The following is a 17,841-nucleotide window of genomic DNA, read 5'->3' as shown; positions in this document are numbered from 1 at the left end:
TTCAGCCCCGGCAGGCAGGCTCCTCCAGGCCTTTGACGCCCAGCTCGAAGGCAAATACCCCACCGGCCAGGGGCTGGTCGGAGAGGTCGATGCCCGCAGGGCGGATCGAGGTAACGAACAGGGTGTCCAGGTTGGCGCCGCCGAAGGCGCACATGGCGGGCTTTTTCACCGGTACGTTGAGTGAGCGGTCGAGGCGCCCGTCGGGGGTGAAGCGGTGAATCTGGCCGGCATCGTTGCCGCAGATCCAGTAGCAGCCGTCCTGGTCGATGGCGGCGCCGTCAGGGCGGCCAGGGAAGGCGCGCATGTCGACGAACAGCCGTTTGTTGTGCGGTGTACCGCTGTCGGTGTCGTAGTCGAATACCCAGATCTTCTGCACGTTGGGGTGCGAGTCCGACAGGTACATGCGCGTGCCGTCGGGGCTGAAAGCCAGGCCGTTGGGCACGATCATGCCGTCCTGTTGCAGGTGCAGCTGTCCTTCGCCGTCATGCCGGTACAGCGCACCGACGTGGGCGCCTTGCGGCATGTCCATCAACATCGTCCCGGCCCAGAAGCGGCCCTGGCGATCGCAACGCCCGTCGTTGAAACGCATGCCGCTCTGGGCATGCTCCACGGCCGTGAGCAAGCGGCTCTCGAGGCGGCCATCGGCCTTGGTTTCGAGCTGGAAAATGCCGCTTTCCATGCCGGCGACCCAGCCCTGTTGGGTGCGAGCGATGCAGGCGAGCATTTCTTCGCCCTGCCAGACCTGGTGGGCACCCTCCTGCCAGCGGTGCAATTGGCGGGCAGGGATGTCGACCCAGTACAGGGCCTGTTCCGTGGGGTGCCACACGGGGCTTTCGCCGGTGCCGTTGCGGGCGTCGACGATCAGTTCGCAGTTCATGGCGATGCCTCCTGGCGCGCTGGGGATCAGTTGAACGGTCCGGCTACGGCAAAGGCGCCGCCCTGATAGACCATGCTCGGGTCATCGGCGGCCGGCGCCGGCTGGGCTTCCACGGCTTCGCGGAAAACCTCCGAGGTGTCCTTGGGCGCGTAGCCCAGGTGTTCGGCATGGCGGTTGTCCCACCACACGGTGCGGTTGTTGGAGGCGCCATAGACGATGGTGTGGCCCACATCGGGCGTGAACAGCCCGCGTTCGATCAGTTGCACCAGGTCGTCGTAGCTCAGCCAGGTGCAGAGCATCCGAGGGTTCTGTGGCTGTGGGAAGGACGAGCCGATGCGGATGCTGACGGTTTCGATGCCGTAGCGGTCGAAGTAGAAGCTGGCGACGTCCTCGCCGTAGCATTTGGAAAGCCCGTAGTAGCTGTCGGGGCGGCGCGGGGAGTGGGCATCGATGCGCTCGTCCTGGCGGTAGAAGCCGATGGTGTGGTTGGAGCTGGCGAAGATGATGCGCTTGACCCCATGCTTGCGCGCCGCCTCGTAGACATGGAACACGCCGCAGATGTTGGGGCCGAGGATGTCTTCGAAGGAATGTTCGGTCGACACGCCGCCGAAGTGGATGATGGCATCGGTGCCTTCGACCAGGGCATTGACGGCAGCTTTGTCGGCGAGGTCGCAGGTCACCACTTCTTCGTGCGGGCCTGCAGCAGGCGCCATCGGGCTGATATCGGAAAGGCGCAGGACTTCGGCGTAGCCTTGCAGGCGTTCGCGTAGGACCTTGCCCAGGCCGCCTGCGGCTCCGGTGAGCAGCAGGCGCTTGAGGGGGGTAGTGGTCATGGCCGGCTCTAATTGTTAGTTGTTGTAGGTTGTCGTATGACTTTGCTGATTATCGGTAGCGGATTCCGGAGTTGTCAATGTTAATTCTGTGACGCTGATGGCTTCATCCCCAGCAAGGCGGCGCCCTCGCTGTCCCAGAGCTTGCGCAATAACCTGTGGGAGCTGGCTTGCCTGCGATGGGCCGCGACGCGGCCCCAAGGCTCACGCCATTACAACAACGACAACGGGTAGTTGAAGATCAACCGGTTCTCGTCGAACTCGTTATTGCTGTAATCCCGCCGAATGCTCGAATTGCGCCACTTCACGCTCAGGTCCTTGAACGGCCCGCTCTGGATCACATACGCCAGCTCCGACTCACGCACCCACTCCTTGCCATCGGTCACCGCTCCGGTATGCACGTCCTGCCCGCTGATATAGCGGTTCATCAAGGTCAGCCCCGGCACGCCCAAAGTGACGAAGTTGAAGTCATGCCGTACCTGCCACGAGCGCTCGTTGGCGTTGTCGAAACTTGCGTTGTAGCTGTCGTTGGCCAAGGTCCCGCCGCTGGTGCCGTTGACCCGCATCCAGGTGTCGCCATCGACCTTTTGTAGCCCCACCCAGAACGTGTTGCCGCCATATTTGGCCGAGAACATGCCCGAGTAAGTTTTGTTATCCAGCTTCCCGGCCTTCTCGGAACCATCCTCGCCACCGTTGAAGTAGCCCAGGTTGGCGCCGAAGGTCCAGCTGCCCACCGGCTGGCTGTGGCTCAGTTGCAGGTACTGCTGCTCGTAGACGTCCTTGAGCACTGCGTTCCACAGCCCGACCAGCGTACGGTCCTGGTTGAACTTGTATTCGCCGCCCACGAAGTTGAATCGGTCGGACACGCCACCGCCGTAGCTCATGTCCTCCATGCTTGCGTCGTTGCGCGGGCTGTTGCCGCGGAACTGCCCGCCATACAGCGTCAGCCCGGCGATCTCGCTGGACGTCACCTGCCCTCCACGGAAGGTTTGCGGCAGCGAGCGGCCATCGTCCGAGCGCAAGATCGGCAGCACCGGCATCCACTCCCCAATCTTCAGTTCGGTCTTCGAGATGCGTGCCTTGCCCGCCACCGCCAGCCGCCCATAATCATCCGCCGGCCGGCCATCGTCATGGCGCGGGAGCAGGGCGGTGCCGTAGGTGCCACCGCCGCCATCGAGCTTCACCGACCACAGTCCCAGCACATCAACGCCAAAGCCCACCGGCCCCTCGGTAAAGCCTGAGCGCGCATCCAGGATGAAACTTTGCGTCCATTCCTCGGCCTTGCTCTGCGGGTTGCTCGGGTTGGTGAAGTTGCGGTTGATGTAGAAGTTGCGCAGGCCCAGCACCGCCTTGCTGTCTTCGACGAACCCCGCCGCCTGGCTGGCGCCGGGCACCGCGCTGAGCAGGCCGGCGCCCAACAGTGCGAAGGGGAGGGAGGTTTGGCAGATTTTCATTATTGTTGTGCTCCGCAAAAGGGTGTGGCAGCCCGTCCACCGGGCACGCGAAGGCGGCCTGCAGCAGGGGCGGGAGGGTAACGGGCCGGTCAGGGCCGGGGAGGGTGAAACAGTATTACGGCGCTAGGTGGCCGTCAGCGATTTGATGAAGGAAGGTAAGAGGCGTGGGTGTAGCGCGAGGGATGTCGACATGGGAGATCGTCCGCTGATTGTTGTTTTTGTTATGTGTTGTCGTACAACTTTTGCGCTTTTTATCAAGCGCTAGTGGCGATGTCAACGCTTTCCAGGGTGATGAATTCGAGCGATGGAGCAGGTTAGATAAGCCTACCAAGCCGTAGAAGCTCTAGTGCGGGCTGCGAGGAGTTTTCACAGACATACTACGACTTAAGTCGATGCCCGGACCTTGTACTCATCCGAGCTGATGGGCCAAGCGCTGCACGATGTCGCTGAGCGGGGCAAGCTGCCATTGCTCCCTGTGTTGATGACCGAGGAGGACGAAGACCTGATCGCCAAGGTAAGCGAGCGACTGGCCGCCCCGCAGCGCGCGAAGGTAGCTGGATGAACTATAGGCTCGACTCTCCCTCCTTTTTGGGTTCGTTGTGTACCCATTCGCATCCACAAAAAAGGCCGCCAATTGGCAGCCTTCTTGTTTTACAGCCCGGATAATCAGTCCCAGCTCAACGCCCCACCGGTCTGATACTCAATCACGCGCGTCTCAAAGAAGTTCTTCTCCTTCTTCAAGTCCATGATCTCGCTCATCCACGGGAACGGGTTGGTAGTCCCTGGGTACTCTTCCTTCAGGCCAATCTGGGTCAGGCGACGGTTGGCGATGAACTTGAGGTAGTCCTCCATCATCGCCGCGTTCATGCCCAGTACGCCGCGTGGCATGGTGTCACGGGCGTATTCGATCTCCAGCTGGGTCCCTTGCAGGATCATCTGGGTCGCTTCTTCCTTCATCGCCGCGTCCCACAGGTGCGGGTTCTCGATCTTGATCTGGTTGATCACGTCGATACCGAAGTTCAGGTGCATCGACTCGTCACGCAGGATGTACTGGAACTGCTCGGCTACGCCGGTCATCTTGTTGCGGCGGCCCATGGACAGGATCTGGGTGAAGCCGCAGTAGAAGAAGATGCCTTCCAGTACGCAGTAGTAGGCGATCAGGTTGCGCAGCAGCTCTTTGTCGGTTTCGACGGTGCCGGTGTTGAATTCCGGGTCGGAGATGGCGCGGGTGTACTTCAGGCCCCAGGCGGCTTTCTTCGCGACCGACGGGATCTCGTGGTACATGTTGAAGATCTCGCCTTCATCCATGCCCAGCGACTCGATGCAGTACTGGTAGGCGTGGGTGTGGATCGCCTCTTCGAAGGCCTGGCGCAGGATGTACTGGCGGCACTCGGGGTTGGTGATCAGGCGGTACACGGCCAGGGCCAGGTTGTTGGCAACCAGCGAGTCGGCGGTGGAGAAGAAGCCGAGGTTGCGCATGACGATGCGGCGCTCGTCTTCGGTCAGGCCGTCCATGCTCTTCCACAGGGCGATGTCGGCGGTCATGTTGACCTCTTGCGGCATCCAGTGGTTGGCGCAGCCATCGAGGTACTTCTGCCAGGCCCAATCGTACTTGAATGGCACCAGCTGGTTGAGGTCGGCGCGGCAGTTGATCATGCGCTTTTCGTCAACGGCAACACGGGCGGCGGAGCCTTCCAGCTCGGCCAGGCCTTCTGCGACGTCGAGGGCGTCGAGGGCGGCCTTGGCGCGTTTCACGGCGTCCGAGTCAGACGCGGTGGCAGCACGGGCTTCCAGGGCGGCGGCACCGCCGGCGCTGTCGAGCTTGTCGAGGGTAGCGGCGGCAGCGGCCTGCGCAGGGGTGTTGCCTTTGGCGGCGACTTCGCCGTCTTCTTTATCGAATTCGTCCCAGCTCAGCATGGTGAGTTCTCCTGCTTGAGGGCCATTTATGGAGTATGGCCGGTGGATCTTGGTTGCGGTGCTTGGGCCCCTGGAAAGGGGGACTGCGTTGCACGCAAATCTGAATTGCCCGATGGCGGGCTGACCGGGGCTTTGAGCCCCGGTTTATTGTGTCTGGCTGTGGAAAGGCGGCGGCCGTGCCGGCCTCTTCACAGGGTTCTGTGGGGTTGCACAGAAAAGAGGCTTCCCGCAGGAAGCCTCAGCCAAGCCTTATTGGCAGGCTTCGCAATCCGGCTCGTCGATCGCGCAAGCCTTCGGCACTGGTGCGGGGCCGGCGGCCTGGACCGGGGCGCTGTCGCCGCCGCTGGAAACGGCGTTGAGCTTGCCGGTGTTGATGGTCGACTTCTCGGTGCTGGTCGCGGCCAGGGCACGGAGGTAGTAGGTGGTTTTCAGGCCACGGTACCAGGCCATGCGGTAGGTCACGTCCAGCTTCTTGCCCGAAGCGCCAGCGATGTACAGGTTCAGCGACTGTGCCTGGTCGATCCACTTCTGGCGACGGGAGGCGGCATCGACGATCCACTTGGTTTCGACTTCGAACGCGGTGGCGTACAGGTCTTTGAGCTCTTGCGGGATGCGCTCGATCTGCTGCACCGAACCGTCGTAGTACTTCAGGTCGTTGATCATCACCGAGTCCCACAGGCCGCGGGCCTTCAGGTCGCGGACCAGGTACGGGTTGATCACGGTGAATTCGCCCGACAGGTTCGATTTCACGTACAGGTTCTGGTAGGTCGGTTCGATGGACTGCGACACGCCGGTGATGTTGGCGATGGTTGCAGTCGGCGCGATGGCCATGATGTTCGAGTTACGAATACCTTTTTGCACGCGAGCACGGACCGGTGCCCAGTCCAGGCTTTCGTTCAGGTCGACGTCGATGTACTTCTGGCCACGGGCCTCGATCAGGATCTGTTGCGAATCCAGCGGCAGGATGCCTTTGGACCACAGCGAACCCTGGAAGGTCTCGTAGGCGCCACGCTCGTCGGCCAGGTCGCACGAGGCCTGGATGGCGAAGTAGCTGACCGCTTCCATCGACTTGTCGGCGAACTCGACGGCAGCGTCGGAACCGTAGGCAATGTGCTGCAGGTACAGCGCGTCCTGGAAGCCCATGATCCCTAAGCCGACCGGGCGGTGCTTGAGGTTCGAGTTACGCGCTTGCGGCACCGAGTAGTAGTTGATGTCGATCACGTTGTCGAGCATGCGCACGGCGGTGTTCACGGTGCGTTGCAGCTTGGCGGTGTCCAGCTTGCCATCAACGATGTGGTTCGGCAGGTTGATCGAGCCCAGGTTGCAGACCGCGATCTCGTCCTTGTTGGTGTTCAGGGTGATCTCGGTGCACAGGTTCGAGCTGTGGACCACGCCCACGTGCTGCTGCGGCGAACGCAGGTTGCACGGGTCCTTGAAGGTCAGCCACGGGTGGCCGGTCTCGAACAGCATCGACAGCATCTTGCGCCACAGGTCTTTGGCCTGGATGGTCTTGAACACCTTGATCTTGTTGTACTCGGTCAGGGCTTCGTAGTACTCGTAACGCTCTTCGAAGGCCTTGCCGGTCAGGTCATGCAGATCAGGCACTTCGGACGGCGAGAACAGGGTCCACTTGCCGTCATCGAAGACGCGCTTCATGAACAGGTCAGGGATCCAGTTGGCGGTGTTCATGTCGTGGGTACGACGGCGGTCGTCACCGGTGTTCTTGCGCAGCTCGATGAATTCTTCGATGTCCAGGTGCCAGGTTTCCAGGTAGGCACACACAGCGCCTTTGCGCTTGCCACCCTGGTTGACGGCAACGGCGGTGTCGTTGACCACTTTCAGGAACGGCACGACGCCCTGGGATTTGCCGTTGGTGCCCTTGATGTAGGAGCCCAGTGCACGCACAGGGGTCCAGTCGTTGCCCAGGCCACCGGCGAATTTCGACAGCATGGCGTTGTCGTGGATCGCGTGGTAGATGCCCGACAGGTCGTCCGGCACGGTGGTCAGGTAGCAGCTCGACAGCTGCGGGCGCAGGGTACCGGCGTTGAACAGGGTCGGGGTCGAGGCCATGTAGTCGAAGGACGACAACAAGTTGTAGAACTCGATCGCACGCGCTTCCTTGTCTTTCTCTTCCAGCGCCAGGCCCATGGCCACGCGCATGAAGAACACCTGCGGCAGCTCGAAGCGCACGCCATCCTTGTGGATGAAGTAGCGGTCGTACAGGGTTTGCAGGCCCAGGTAGGTGAACTGCTGGTCGCGCTCGTGGTTGATCGCCTTGCCCAGTTTTTCCAGGTCGAAGTCGGCCAGCGCAGGGTTCAGCAGCTCGAACTCGACACCTTTGGCGATGTAGGCCGGCAGGGCCTTGGCGTACAGGTCGGCCATCTCGTGGTGGGTGGCGCTGTCGGCCACTTCGAGGAAGCCCAGGCCTTCGGCACGCAGGGTGTCCATCAGCAGGCGGGCGGTGACGAACGAGTAGTTCGGCTCGCGCTCGACCAGGGTACGGGCGGTCATCACCAGGGCGGTGTTGACGTCCTTGATGGCCACGCCGTCGTACAGGTTCTTCAGGGTCTCGCGCTGGATCAGGTCGCCATCGACTTCGGCCAGGCCTTCGCAGGCTTCGCTGATGATGGTGTTCAGGCGCGCCATGTCGAGCGGTGCCAGGCTACCGTCGGCGAGGGTGATGCGGATGCTTGGGTGCGGTTCTACCACCGCGTCGGCGTTGCTGCGGGTAGCACGCTCTTTGGCGCGCTGGTCGCGGTAGATCACGTAGTCGCGGGCGACCTTTTGCTCGCCGGCGCGCATCAGGGCCAGTTCGACCTGGTCCTGGATTTCTTCGATGTGGATGGTGCCACCCGATGGCATGCGACGCTTGAACGTGGCGGTGACCTGCTCGGTCAGGCGCGCGACGGTGTCGTGGATGCGCGACGAGGCAGCGGCGGTGCCGCCTTCAACTGCGAGGAACGCCTTGGTGATGGCCACGGTGATCTTGTCGTCGGTGTAGGCGACGACAGTGCCGTTGCGCTTGATCACGCGCAGTTGACCCGGGGCGGTGGCGGCCAGATCCTGGTTGGAATCGGCGGCCTGCGGCGCCTGGGCCTGCGGGTTCTCGCGAGTTGTGTCGGTTTGCATGGGTGGGTGTCTCCACAGTTTCTATAGTGTTCAGGCGCCTTTTGGGCGCCCACCGTTCCGTCCACTTGCTCGATGACCCGGGCGGGGATGCGGCATGCGCGCGCATCCGCCCGCTCGGGCGTACCGACTTCGGGACAGATCAGGAATTGGGGGCAAGAACCTTGCCGCTCCCTGGCCGAAGTCAAATGCTCTGGGTCAAACCAAAGCAGGCTGTTCAGTATCCGCTAGGAGCGGTTGGATCGATGAAACCACAACGAGTTCTGTCAGAAAATTCGCTTGAAATTCTCTGCTGACTCATGCTTGGTGTTAGTGACTGAAACCCAACATCTAGTGGTTTGCTGCGCTGGGGATACAAGATAATGCGGTACAGGGGGCTTTGCAAGGCGGTCGCCTGTGGATAACTTGTGCGTAGTTTGTGAGTGAATAGTGGGTAATCGCTGTAGGCCTAGTGCCAAGTGGTTTGCACTATCTTTCTCATGGTCGCTGCCCCCCGGCAGAATTTTTCGGGGGCGAACCCTATCACAAAAAACGGTTCAGTCGAGGGTGCCGCCGGGCGGGTTGGCAGTGGCCGGTGGCGGACGTAGTATCCGGGGCGGATATTGCTCTTTGGTTAAAGAGAAGCCTCACAGTGTTCAGAGATTCAGCTTGCCTGCCCTGGCCTCTTCGCGGGTGTACCCGCGAAGAGGCCAGGGCAGGCAACAGAAAATAACAACAAAAGGCAAACGCCATGGACCAACCCACACCGCGCATCCTGATCGTCGAAGACGACCAGCGCCTCGCCGAACTCACCGCCGAGTACCTGCAGGCCAACGGCTTCGAGGTGGCGGTGGAAGGGGATGGTGCCCGCGCTGCCCGGCGCATCGTCGACAGCCAGCCTGACCTGGTGATCCTCGACCTGATGCTGCCCGGCGAAGATGGCTTGAGCATCTGCCGCCGCGTGCGCGGCCAGTACGCCGGCCCCATCCTCATGCTCACCGCCCGCAGCGACGAACTCGACCAGGTCCAGGGCCTGGACCTGGGCGCCGACGACTACGTGTGCAAGCCGGTGCGCCCACGCCTGCTGCTGGCGCGCATCCAGGCCCTGCTGCGGCGCGGCGAACCGGCACAGAGCAAGCGCCAGGACCTGGCGTTCGGCGCACTGCGCATCGACAACCGCCTGCGCGAAGCCAGGCTCGGCGAACAGCTGATCGAACTGACCGGCGCCGAGTTCGACCTGCTCTGGCTACTGGCCAGCAATGCCGGGCGGGTGCTGTCGCGCGAGCAGCTCTTCACCGCGCTGCGTGGGGTCGGCTATGACGGCCAGGACCGCTCCATCGATGTGCGTATTTCCAAGATCCGCCCCAAGATCGGCGACGACCCGATCCACCCACGGTTGATCAAGACCCTGCGCAGCAAAGGCTACCTGTTCGTCGGCGAGGCGCCATGAACAACTCGATCTTCCTGCGTATCTATGGCGGCATGCTGGCGGTGCTGGTGCTGGTGGCCCTGCTCGGCGTGCTCAGCCTGCACCTGGTCAACGAGGTTCGCGCCGCCCAGCACCGCGAGCGCCTGGCCCAGGGCACGTTCAGCCTGATGGCCGACAACCTGGCGCAGCAGAACGAAACCGAACGCAAGCGCTCGCTGTTGATGTGGGAGCGCCTGCTGGGCGTGCCACTGGATTTGCAGCCCCTGTCGGCGCGCACCCTGGACGGGGGCGAACGCGCGCGGTTGTATCGCGCCCTGGTGGTGGTGCAGAAGACCGGGCCGCATGCCGCGCAGGTGCTGCGCAAGGTCGGCCAGGAAGACCTGCTGCTGGTCGCCGAGGTCAAGCAGGTCAGCGAGCAACTGGCGCGGGCCACCCTCTACTTACTGACAGATGAACTGGTGCGCTACCCGGTGACTGAACAGCAACAGCGCCTGGCAGAGTTGAAGCAGAGCAAGGGTTTCGGTTTCGGCGTCGCCCTGCAGCGCTTGGAGCGCGTGGGCCTGGACGATGACCAGCGGCGTCGGGTAGAGGAAGGCGATACGGTCATGGCGCTGGGCAAGGATGGTGATTCCATCCGCGTGTTCGCTGGCGTGCCGGGCTCGCCCTGGGTGCTGGAGATCGGCCCGCTGTACCAGCTCAACCCCTATCCACCCCAGTTGCTGGTGCTGATCGCTTTCCTCGGCCTGTGCCTGATCGGCCTGGTGGTTTACCTGTTGGTGCGTCAGTTGGAGCGGCGGGTGTCGGGCCTGGAGGTCGCCGCCACCCGCATCGCCCAAGGCAGCCTGGAGACCCGTGTGCCCGCCGGCGATGCCGACTCCGTGGGGCGGCTGGCGGCGGCGTTCAACGGCATGGCCGAACACTTGCAGCGCTCGCTGAACATGCAACGCGAGCTGGTGCGGGCGGTGTCCCATGAGCTGCGCACGCCGGTGGCGCGTTTGCGCTTTGGCCTGGAGATGATCGAAAGCGCACCCACCGAGCAGGCCCGTGCCAAGCACCTGGCCGGCATGGATGGCGATATTCAGGACCTGGACAAGCTGGTCGACGAGATGCTCACCTATGCCCGCCTGGAGCAGGGGGCGCCAGCGCTGAAGTTCCAGCGGGTCGACCTGGACGCCTTGCTTGAGCGGGTAATCGAGGAGCTGGCGCCGCTCAACCCCGCCATCAAGCTGGTGCGCGGCGCCTGTCAGCTGCAGGAAGGTGAGGGCGCCTGGGTCGAGGCCGAGCCGCGCTACCTGCACCGGGCCTTGCAGAACTTGGTTGGCAACGCCCTGCGCCATGCCGGGGCCGAGGTACGGTTGAGCTACCACCTGGGCCAGCAGCGTTGCCGCATCGATGTGGAAGATGACGGGCCGGGCATCCCCGAGGGCTACTGGGACCGCATTTTCACGCCCTTCACCCGCCTGGACGACAGCCGTACCCGCGCCTCCGGCGGGCATGGCCTGGGCTTGTCGATCGTGCGGCGGATCATCTACTGGCACGCGGGCCGGGCCACGGTGGGCCGCAGCGAAGCGCTGGGCGGTGCTTGCTTCAGCCTGAACTGGCCACGCGAGCAGGCGCCGCTGTAAGGCTTAAACGCTGACCAGGCTGAGCAAATGGCCGTCCTGCACGCTGAACTGGCCCACCAGCTCGACGCCGTGGCGCCACTCGGCCGACAGGTCGGTGAGCAGGCGCAGCCGCGCCAGGCCATCGGCCGACCAGTGCAGCACTTCGGCATGCTCAAAGTAGAACCGCTGGCGGGTCAGGGGGTAGAGGGTCTTGAACAGGCTTTCCTTGAGCGAGAACGTCAGGGTAACTGCCAGGCCCAGCTGGCTGCGGTCCAGACGCTCAAGCTCCGCCGGGGTGAGGATCTCGCCCATCAGGCGTTCGGCGCGCTCGGCGTCGAGCAGCGATTCCTGGTCCAGGCCCAGGCCCCGGCAGCTACCTTCGGCGGCAACCACGGCCGCGGCCCAGCCTTTGCCATGGGTGATCGAGCCATGGATGCCTGCCGGCCAGATCGGCGAGCGGTCTTCATGGGTACCAGGCACGTAGTCGCGGCCATCCAGGCGTTGCAGTGCGGCGCGGGCGCAGACGCGACCGGCCAGGTACTCGGCCTGGCGCTTGGCCACCGAGCGTTGCAGGCTGGCGCTGGGTGCGATGCCGGCACGCTGGAAGTCGTCGACGGCCAGGCGGCTGGGGTCGAAGGCGCAGCTGACCAGTACCGCGCCGGGGAGTGGGCGGGGCAGGGGCCAGTGGTGTTGAAGCGGGGCGCAGCAGGAAGGCAGTCTGTTCATGGGGGGTATTGTGCCAGCCGAGCTGGCTGTGTGGGAGATGGGGCCGCAAAGCAGCCCCGGCGATCGTTACTCGAATGCTTTCTTGAAGAACGCCTGCATGTCCGCCCAGGAGCTTTCGTCTGCGGCCTTGTTGTAGCCAATGTCCGGCCCGCCATGCGCGCCATGGCTCAAGCGGTCGGCGTCTGGGTTGCTAAAACCATGTTTGGCCCCGGGAATGCTGACGAACTCATACTTGACCTTGGCCGCATCCATTTCCGCCTTGAACGCCGCCACCTGCTCCTCGGTGACCATGCTGTCCGCCGCGCCGTGCTCGACCAGAATGTCGGCCCGGACCACGCCAGGCTTGGCCGGCGTCTGCGTGGCCAGGGCGCCATGGAAGCTCACTACGCCGTCCAGTTTCTCGCCCCGCCGCGCTGCGTCGAGCACCACCTTGCCGCCGAAGCAGTAGCCGACAGCGCCCAGTTGGTGCTTGTTGACGTTCGGCTGCTTTTTCAGCAGCTCAAGGCCCGCATCGAAGCGCGCGGCCGCTGCGGCCGGGTCCTTCATGGCTTCGGCCATGAAGGCCTGGGCATCCTGCGGGTGCTCGGTGTGCTTGCCGTCGCCGTACATGTCGATGGCCAGCGCCTTGTAGCCCAGGGCCGCCAGGTCCCGAGCACGACGCTTGGCATAGTCGTTCAGGCCCCACCATTCATGCACCACGACGATGCCCGGGCGTTTGTCGTCCAGCGCATCGTCATAGGCGTAGTAGCCGACAAAGCGCTTGCCGTCCTCGTCCTGGTAAGGGATTTCACGGGTCACTACTGCCGCCTGGGCAAGAGCGGCGCTGCACATCAGGGTCAAAGCCAGCAGGGCACGCATGTTCACTACTCCTTGTTTTGCAAACGGTTCGTTCAGCCGGGGTTCAGCCAGGGTTCAGCCGCGGTTCAGGGCGTCCTGCTTACTCTAGCTTCCAGACCGAAACAGCGCATTCAACTGGAGTACCCCGGCATGAAAACCTTCAACACCCTGCTTGCCGCCATGGCCGTCTGCGCCGCTGGCATCACCACCGCCCAGGCTGCCGACGACAATTTCGCCAGCCTCACCTACGGGCAGACCAGCGACAAGGTGCGCAAGTCCGGCTTGCTGCAGCGCAACACCGACAACCTGAATGCCGACGGCATCATCGGCAAGGACGATACCTGGGGCGTGCGCCTGGGCAAGATAAATGATCAGGCCCGCTACTACATGACCTACGACAATGTCTCGGGCGACCACAGCGGCCTCAAGCTGCGCCAGGAAAACCTGCTCGGCAGCTATGACCTGTTCCTGCCAGTGGGCGATACCACCAAGCTGTTCGGTGGCGGCAGCCTGGGCATGACCAAGCTGACCCAGGACTCGCCAGGTGCCAGCCGTGATACCGACTATGGTTACGCCGTCGGCCTGCAGGCCGGGGTGATCCAGGAGATTACCGACAAGGCGTCGGTCGAGCTGGGCTACCGTTACTTGCGCACCAATGCGGCCACCGAGGTGGGGCAGAGCGGTGGGCCGAAAGATGGCACCCTGCGCCTGACCAGCAGTGCGCAGACTTACCTGTCGGCGAACTACAAGTTCTGATGAGCGAGTCGCGTTATCCTTTACTGGCCTCATCGCCGGCTTGCCGGCGATGAGGCCAGTTAGGCAATGCATGAAAGGAGCGTTACATGAAACTGCTGGTGGTCGAGGACGAAGCCCTGTTGAGGCACCACCTCTACACACGCCTGAGCGAAAGTGGCCATGTGGTCGAAGCTGTGGCCGATGCCGAAGAAGCGTTGTACCAGGCCGAACAATTCCACTTCGACCTGGCCGTGATCGACCTGGGCTTACCCGGCATGAGCGGCCTGGAACTGATCGGCCGCCTGCGCAGCCAGGCCAAGACCTTTCCCATTCTCATCCTGACCGCCCGTGGCAACTGGCAGGACAAGGTCGAAGGCCTGGCTGCCGGCGCCGACGATTACCTGGTCAAACCCTTCCAGTTCGAAGAACTCGAAGCGCGCCTCAATGCCCTGCTGCGCCGTTCCAGCGGCTTCACCCAGTCGACCATCGCCGCCGGCCCGCTGGTGCTGGACCTCAACCGCAAGCAGGCGACCCTCGACCAGCAACCGCTGGCACTGACGGCCTACGAGTACCGCATCCTCGAATACCTCATGCGCCACCACCAGCAGGTGGTGGCCAAGGAGCGCCTGATGGAACAGCTGTACCCTGGCGACGAGGAACGTGACCCCAACGTCATCGAGGTGCTGGTCGGCCGCCTGCGGCGCAAACTTGAAGGCGAGCACGCGTTCAAGCCCATCGACACAGTGCGCGGCCTGGGCTACCTGTTCACCGAGCGCTGCCGATGATCCGTTCGCTGCGGCTGCGCCTGATGCTCGCGGCGGCAGTACTGGCGGTGCTCTTCATGCTGGCCCTGTTGCCGGCGTTGCAGAAGGCCTTCAGCCTGGCCCTGCAGGAGTCGATCGAGCAGCGCCTGGCTTCGGACGTGACCACGCTGATTTCCGCCGCGCGCATCGAGCATGGCCAGTTGCAGATGCCCGCGCTGCTGCCGGACGAGCGCTACAACCTGCCATACACCGGGCTGCTCGGCTACATCTTCGACCGCGAGGGCACGCTGGTCTGGCGCTCGCGCGCTACCGCCGACCAGCACATCAACTATCAGCCGCGCTATGACGGGCGCGGTAACGAGTTCGCTCGCATGCACCAGGATGACGGCGAGGAATTCTTCGTCTACGACGTCGAGATCAAACTGCTCGGCGGGCAGAGCGCGGCTTACAGCATCGTCGCCCTGCAGCCGGTACGTGAATACAAGCAGACCCTCGATGGCCTGCGCGAAAAGCTCTACCTGGGTTTTGGTGCGGCCCTGCTGGCGTTGCTGCTATTGCTTTGGGCAGGCCTGACCTGGGGCCTGCGTTCGTTGCGGCGGTTGAGCCGCGAGTTGGATGATGTGGAATCCGGCGCACGCGATGGCCTGAGCACCGAGCACCCGCGTGAGCTGTTGCGCCTGACCGGCTCGCTCAACCGCCTGCTGCGCAGCGAGCGTGAGCAGCGCCAGCGCTACCGCGACTCGCTGGGCGACCTGGCGCACAGCCTGAAAACCCCGCTGGCGGTGTTGCAGGGCGTGGGGGAAAGCCTGCAGCAGCGTGCCACCGAGCGCGAACAGGCGCGGGTGCTGCAAAGCCAGATCGAGCGCATGAGCCAGCAGATCGACTACCAGTTGCAGCGGGCCAGCCTGCGCAAGAGCGGCCTGGTGCGCCATAGCGTGCAGCTGCGCCCGGTGCTGGAGAGCCTGTGCAGCACACTGGCCAAGGTCTACCGCGACAAGCGCGTCGAGGTGCTGCTGGAGGTGCCGGCGCAGGCCCAGGTGCCGATGGAGCAGGGCGCGCTGCTGGAGCTGCTGGGCAACCTGCTGGAAAACGCCTACCGTCTGAGCCTGGGGCAGGTGCGGGTCAGCCTGCTGGAAGCCCCCGGGCAATTGACGTTGTGCATCGAAGACGACGGGCCGGGTGTGCCCGCCGACCAGCGCGAGCGCATTCTCGAGCGCGGCGAGCGGCTGGATCGCCAGCACCCGGGGCAGGGGATTGGCCTGGCGGTGGTCAAGGATATCGTCGACAGCTATGACGCCGAGCTGAGCCTGGGCGATTCGCCACTGGGCGGGGCGGCCTTCCGTATTGCCTTGCGTCTTGAGTGATCGGCGGGCACGGGCGGATTCCCGCCATGCGCGCTGTACAATTCCCGCCACCGGGCGGAAATCCGCCACTTTTCTTCAGATAGTTCGCCCTGTCTCTGGGCATTAATCCCTCGTAAATTCGCCTTTTGCACCCTTCATGGGCATTTTGGCATCGCCCTTGCTATCTGAGTTGGCAGAGGCCTGCCCAGGCAGCTCGAACACAACGACAAATCCCTCCGGGTGCAGGAGGGTTAGCGATTCAGGTGCCCCGACACCCTGGGAAGGGTGAAGCCGGCACACTCGAGGAAAATTAGCCATGACGACACGTCAGCCGCTGTACAAATCCCTGTATGTCCAGGTGATCGTTGCCATCACCATCGGCATTCTGCTCGGCCACTTCTATCCAGAAACCGGCGTCGCACTCAAACCCTTGGGTGACGGCTTCGTCAAACTGATCAAGATGGTCATCGCGCCCATCATCTTCTGTACCGTGGTCAGCGGCATCGCCGGCATGCAGAGCATGAAGTCGGTCGGCAAGACCGGCGGCTACGCGCTCCTGTACTTCGAAATCGTCTCCACCATCGCCCTGATCATCGGCCTCGTGGTCGTCAACGTGGTCAAGCCTGGCGCTGGCATGCACATCGACGTCAGCACCCTGAACGCCAGCAGCGTGGCTGCCTACGCCGCCGCCGGCGCGCAGCAGACCACCGTCGGCTTCCTGCTGAACATCATCCCCAACACCGTGGTCGGCGCATTCGCCAATGGCGACATCCTGCAAGTGCTGATGTTCTCGGTGATCTTCGGCTTCGCCCTGCACCGCCTGGGCAGCTACGGCAAGCCGGTACTCGACCTGATCGACCGCTTCGCCCATGTCATGTTCAACATCATCAACATGATCATGAAGCTGGCCCCGGTCGGTGCCTTCGGCGCCATGGCCTTCACCATCGGCCAGTACGGCGTGGGTTCGCTGGTGCAATTGGGCTACCTGATGGCCTGCTTCTACATCACCTGCCTGCTGTTCGTGCTGGTGGTGCTGGGCGGTATCTGCCGCGCCCACGGCTTCAGCGTGCTGAAGCTGATCCGCTACATCCGTGAAGAGCTGCTGATCGTCCTGGGCACCTCGTCCTCGGAATCGGCCCTGCCACGCATGCTGGCCAAGATGGAGCGCCTGGGCGCCAAGAAGTCGGTGGTTGGCCTGGTGATCCCGACCGGTTACTCGTTCAACCTGGACGGCACCTCGATCTACCTGACCATGGCCGCGGTGTTCATCGCCCAGGCCACCGACACCACCATGGACATCACCCACCAGATCACCCTGCTGCTGGTGCTGCTGGTGGCGTCCAAAGGTGCTGCCGGCGTGACCGGTTCGGGCTTCATCGTGCTGGCTGCGACCCTGTCGGCTGTTGGCCACCTGCCGGTCGCCGGCCTGGCCCTGATCCTGGGTATTGACCGCTTCATGTCCGAAGCCCGCGCCCTGACCAACCTGATCGGCAACGCCGTGGCCACCGTGGTCGTGGCCAAGTGGGTCAAGGAAATGGACAACGACAAGCTGGCCTCGGAACTGGCTTCCGGTGGCGCGCCGCTCGAACTGACCACCCCGACCGATGACCTGGGTGTTGCAGAAGTCCCGGTTCGTTGAGTGTGATGCAGTAACGAAAAAGGCGACCCTTGGGTCGCCTTTTCTGTTTCTGTACCGGCCCGATCGCCGGATCATTCAACCCGAGTCTCGCCGCTGTAAATCAGTATCTCTTTGCACCGCCGGCACAGATACCGCCGCCCTTGCCTTACCAGCTTGTGCCGCTGCGCCGTGAACGGGAAGTCACTTTCCGGGCAGGGGCAGCGGTAGATGTAGCGGGTCACCACGCGCCGGCGCACCTCATAGTTGTGGCAACGATTCGGCGGCAGCTCATACACCCCACGCATGATCAGCTGCCATTCCTCACCATGCGCCTGGATACGGTCGCCGAACAGTTGGTGGGCGACCAGGTGCGCCACTTCGTGCGCCACGGTCTGGCGCAGGAAGTCTTCCTGGTTTTCGCGGTACAGCTGCAGGTTGAAGCGCAGCAGGTTCTCGTGCAGGTGGGCGACGCCCGCCTTCTGGCCACGCAGCTTGAAGCTGATGTGCGGGCGCGCGAAGGGGCGTTTGAAAAAGCGTTCGGCTTGCTGGTAACAGGTTTCGACGCGTTGTGTAAGCAGCTCGGGCATGGCGGGGTAATTCTC

14 protein-coding genes and 1 pseudogene are annotated in these 17,841 nt (G+C 63.3%); 7 read left to right on the top strand and 8 right to left on the bottom strand.

Translation table 11 applies throughout. The features are described 5' to 3' along the window. Position 1: 1 nt before the first annotated feature. The 3 genes from ACIPIJ_RS25105 to ACIPIJ_RS25095 form a co-directional block, all read right to left on the bottom strand. Positions 2–877 (bottom strand): SMP-30/gluconolactonase/LRE family protein, encoded by an 876-nt coding sequence (locus ACIPIJ_RS25105; protein WP_401081976.1) that lies wholly within the window; start codon positions 875–877, stop codon positions 2–4. A gap of 26 nt (positions 878–903) precedes the next feature. Next, positions 904–1,710 carry an NAD-dependent epimerase/dehydratase family protein gene (locus ACIPIJ_RS25100; protein ID WP_401081973.1) on the bottom strand — a complete coding sequence of 269 codons (807 nt, stop codon included), beginning with the start codon at positions 1,708–1,710 and terminating at the stop codon, positions 904–906. Positions 1,711–1,919: 209 nt separating this feature from the next. Continuing rightward, positions 1,920–3,161: an OprD family porin gene (locus ACIPIJ_RS25095; protein ID WP_401081970.1), complete on the bottom strand. Its 1,242-nt coding sequence runs from the start codon at positions 3,159–3,161 to the stop codon at positions 1,920–1,922. A gap of 412 nt (positions 3,162–3,573) precedes the next feature. Between ACIPIJ_RS25095 and ACIPIJ_RS25090 the strand changes: the two are divergent. Further along, positions 3,574–3,723: pseudogene (locus ACIPIJ_RS25090) on the top strand (type II toxin-antitoxin system RelB/DinJ family antitoxin); the annotation flags it as partial. A 104-nt stretch (positions 3,724–3,827) separates the two neighbouring features. On the opposite strand, the gene ACIPIJ_RS25085 reads toward ACIPIJ_RS25090, so the two are convergent. Both ACIPIJ_RS25085 and ACIPIJ_RS25080 read right to left on the bottom strand, forming a co-directional pair. Beyond that, positions 3,828–5,078, bottom strand: a complete 1,251-nt coding sequence (locus ACIPIJ_RS25085) for a ribonucleotide-diphosphate reductase subunit beta (RefSeq protein WP_401081967.1) — start codon at positions 5,076–5,078, stop codon at positions 3,828–3,830. A gap of 249 nt (positions 5,079–5,327) precedes the next feature. Then, positions 5,328–8,207 (bottom strand): ribonucleoside-diphosphate reductase subunit alpha, encoded by a 2,880-nt coding sequence (locus ACIPIJ_RS25080; RefSeq protein ID WP_401081964.1) that lies wholly within the window; start codon positions 8,205–8,207, stop codon positions 5,328–5,330. Between the two features lie 727 nt (positions 8,208–8,934). On the opposite strand from ACIPIJ_RS25080, the gene ACIPIJ_RS25075 reads away from it, so the two are divergent. Continuing rightward, the gene (locus ACIPIJ_RS25075) at positions 8,935–9,633 is read left to right on the top strand and encodes a response regulator (RefSeq protein WP_401081962.1); all 699 of its coding nucleotides are present in this window, start codon (positions 8,935–8,937) and stop codon (positions 9,631–9,633) included. Next, the gene (locus ACIPIJ_RS25070) at positions 9,630–11,237 is read left to right on the top strand and encodes an ATP-binding protein (RefSeq protein ID WP_401081959.1); all 1,608 of its coding nucleotides are present in this window, start codon (positions 9,630–9,632) and stop codon (positions 11,235–11,237) included. Before ACIPIJ_RS25075 ends, ACIPIJ_RS25070 begins: the two co-directional genes overlap by 4 nt. A gap of 3 nt (positions 11,238–11,240) precedes the next feature. On the opposite strand, the gene ACIPIJ_RS25065 is transcribed toward ACIPIJ_RS25070, so the two are convergent. Both ACIPIJ_RS25065 and ACIPIJ_RS25060 read right to left on the bottom strand, forming a co-directional pair. Beyond that, positions 11,241–11,942 carry a 4'-phosphopantetheinyl transferase gene (locus tag ACIPIJ_RS25065; RefSeq protein WP_401081956.1) on the bottom strand — a complete coding sequence of 234 codons (702 nt, stop codon included), beginning with the start codon at positions 11,940–11,942 and terminating at the stop codon, positions 11,241–11,243. A 66-nt stretch (positions 11,943–12,008) separates the two neighbouring features. After that, entirely contained in the window at positions 12,009–12,800 is a 792-nt protein-coding gene (locus ACIPIJ_RS25060) for a dienelactone hydrolase family protein (protein WP_401081953.1), read from the bottom strand. A 129-nt stretch (positions 12,801–12,929) separates the two neighbouring features. Between ACIPIJ_RS25060 and ACIPIJ_RS25055 the strand changes: the two genes are divergently transcribed. The 4 genes from ACIPIJ_RS25055 (at position 12,930) to ACIPIJ_RS25040 (ending at position 17,260) form a co-directional block, all read left to right on the top strand. Next, positions 12,930–13,535, top strand: coding sequence for an outer membrane protein (locus ACIPIJ_RS25055; RefSeq protein ID WP_401081950.1), 606 nt, complete (start codon positions 12,930–12,932; stop codon positions 13,533–13,535). Positions 13,536–13,621: 86 nt separating this feature from the next. After that, positions 13,622–14,299 (top strand): response regulator, encoded by a 678-nt coding sequence (locus ACIPIJ_RS25050; protein ID WP_401081947.1) that lies wholly within the window; start codon positions 13,622–13,624, stop codon positions 14,297–14,299. Then, entirely contained in the window at positions 14,296–15,642 is a 1,347-nt protein-coding gene (locus ACIPIJ_RS25045) for an ATP-binding protein (RefSeq protein WP_401081944.1), read from the top strand. The genes ACIPIJ_RS25050 and ACIPIJ_RS25045 overlap by 4 nt, the downstream gene beginning before the upstream one ends. Before the next feature lie 295 nt (positions 15,643–15,937). Continuing rightward, positions 15,938–17,260 (top strand): dicarboxylate/amino acid:cation symporter, encoded by a 1,323-nt coding sequence (locus tag ACIPIJ_RS25040; RefSeq protein ID WP_401081941.1) that lies wholly within the window; start codon positions 15,938–15,940, stop codon positions 17,258–17,260. Between the two features lie 71 nt (positions 17,261–17,331). On the opposite strand, the gene ACIPIJ_RS25035 is transcribed toward ACIPIJ_RS25040, so the two are convergent. Continuing rightward, positions 17,332–17,826 (bottom strand): SprT family zinc-dependent metalloprotease, encoded by a 495-nt coding sequence (locus ACIPIJ_RS25035; protein ID WP_401081938.1) that lies wholly within the window; start codon positions 17,824–17,826, stop codon positions 17,332–17,334. Between the last annotated feature and the right edge of the window lie 15 nt (positions 17,827–17,841).

Source organism: Pseudomonas sp. NPDC087185 (genome assembly GCF_044744955.1).
In the GTDB taxonomy this organism is placed as follows: domain Bacteria; phylum Pseudomonadota; class Gammaproteobacteria; order Pseudomonadales; family Pseudomonadaceae; genus Aquipseudomonas.
This window is presented reverse-complemented; position numbering and strand designations above follow the sequence as displayed.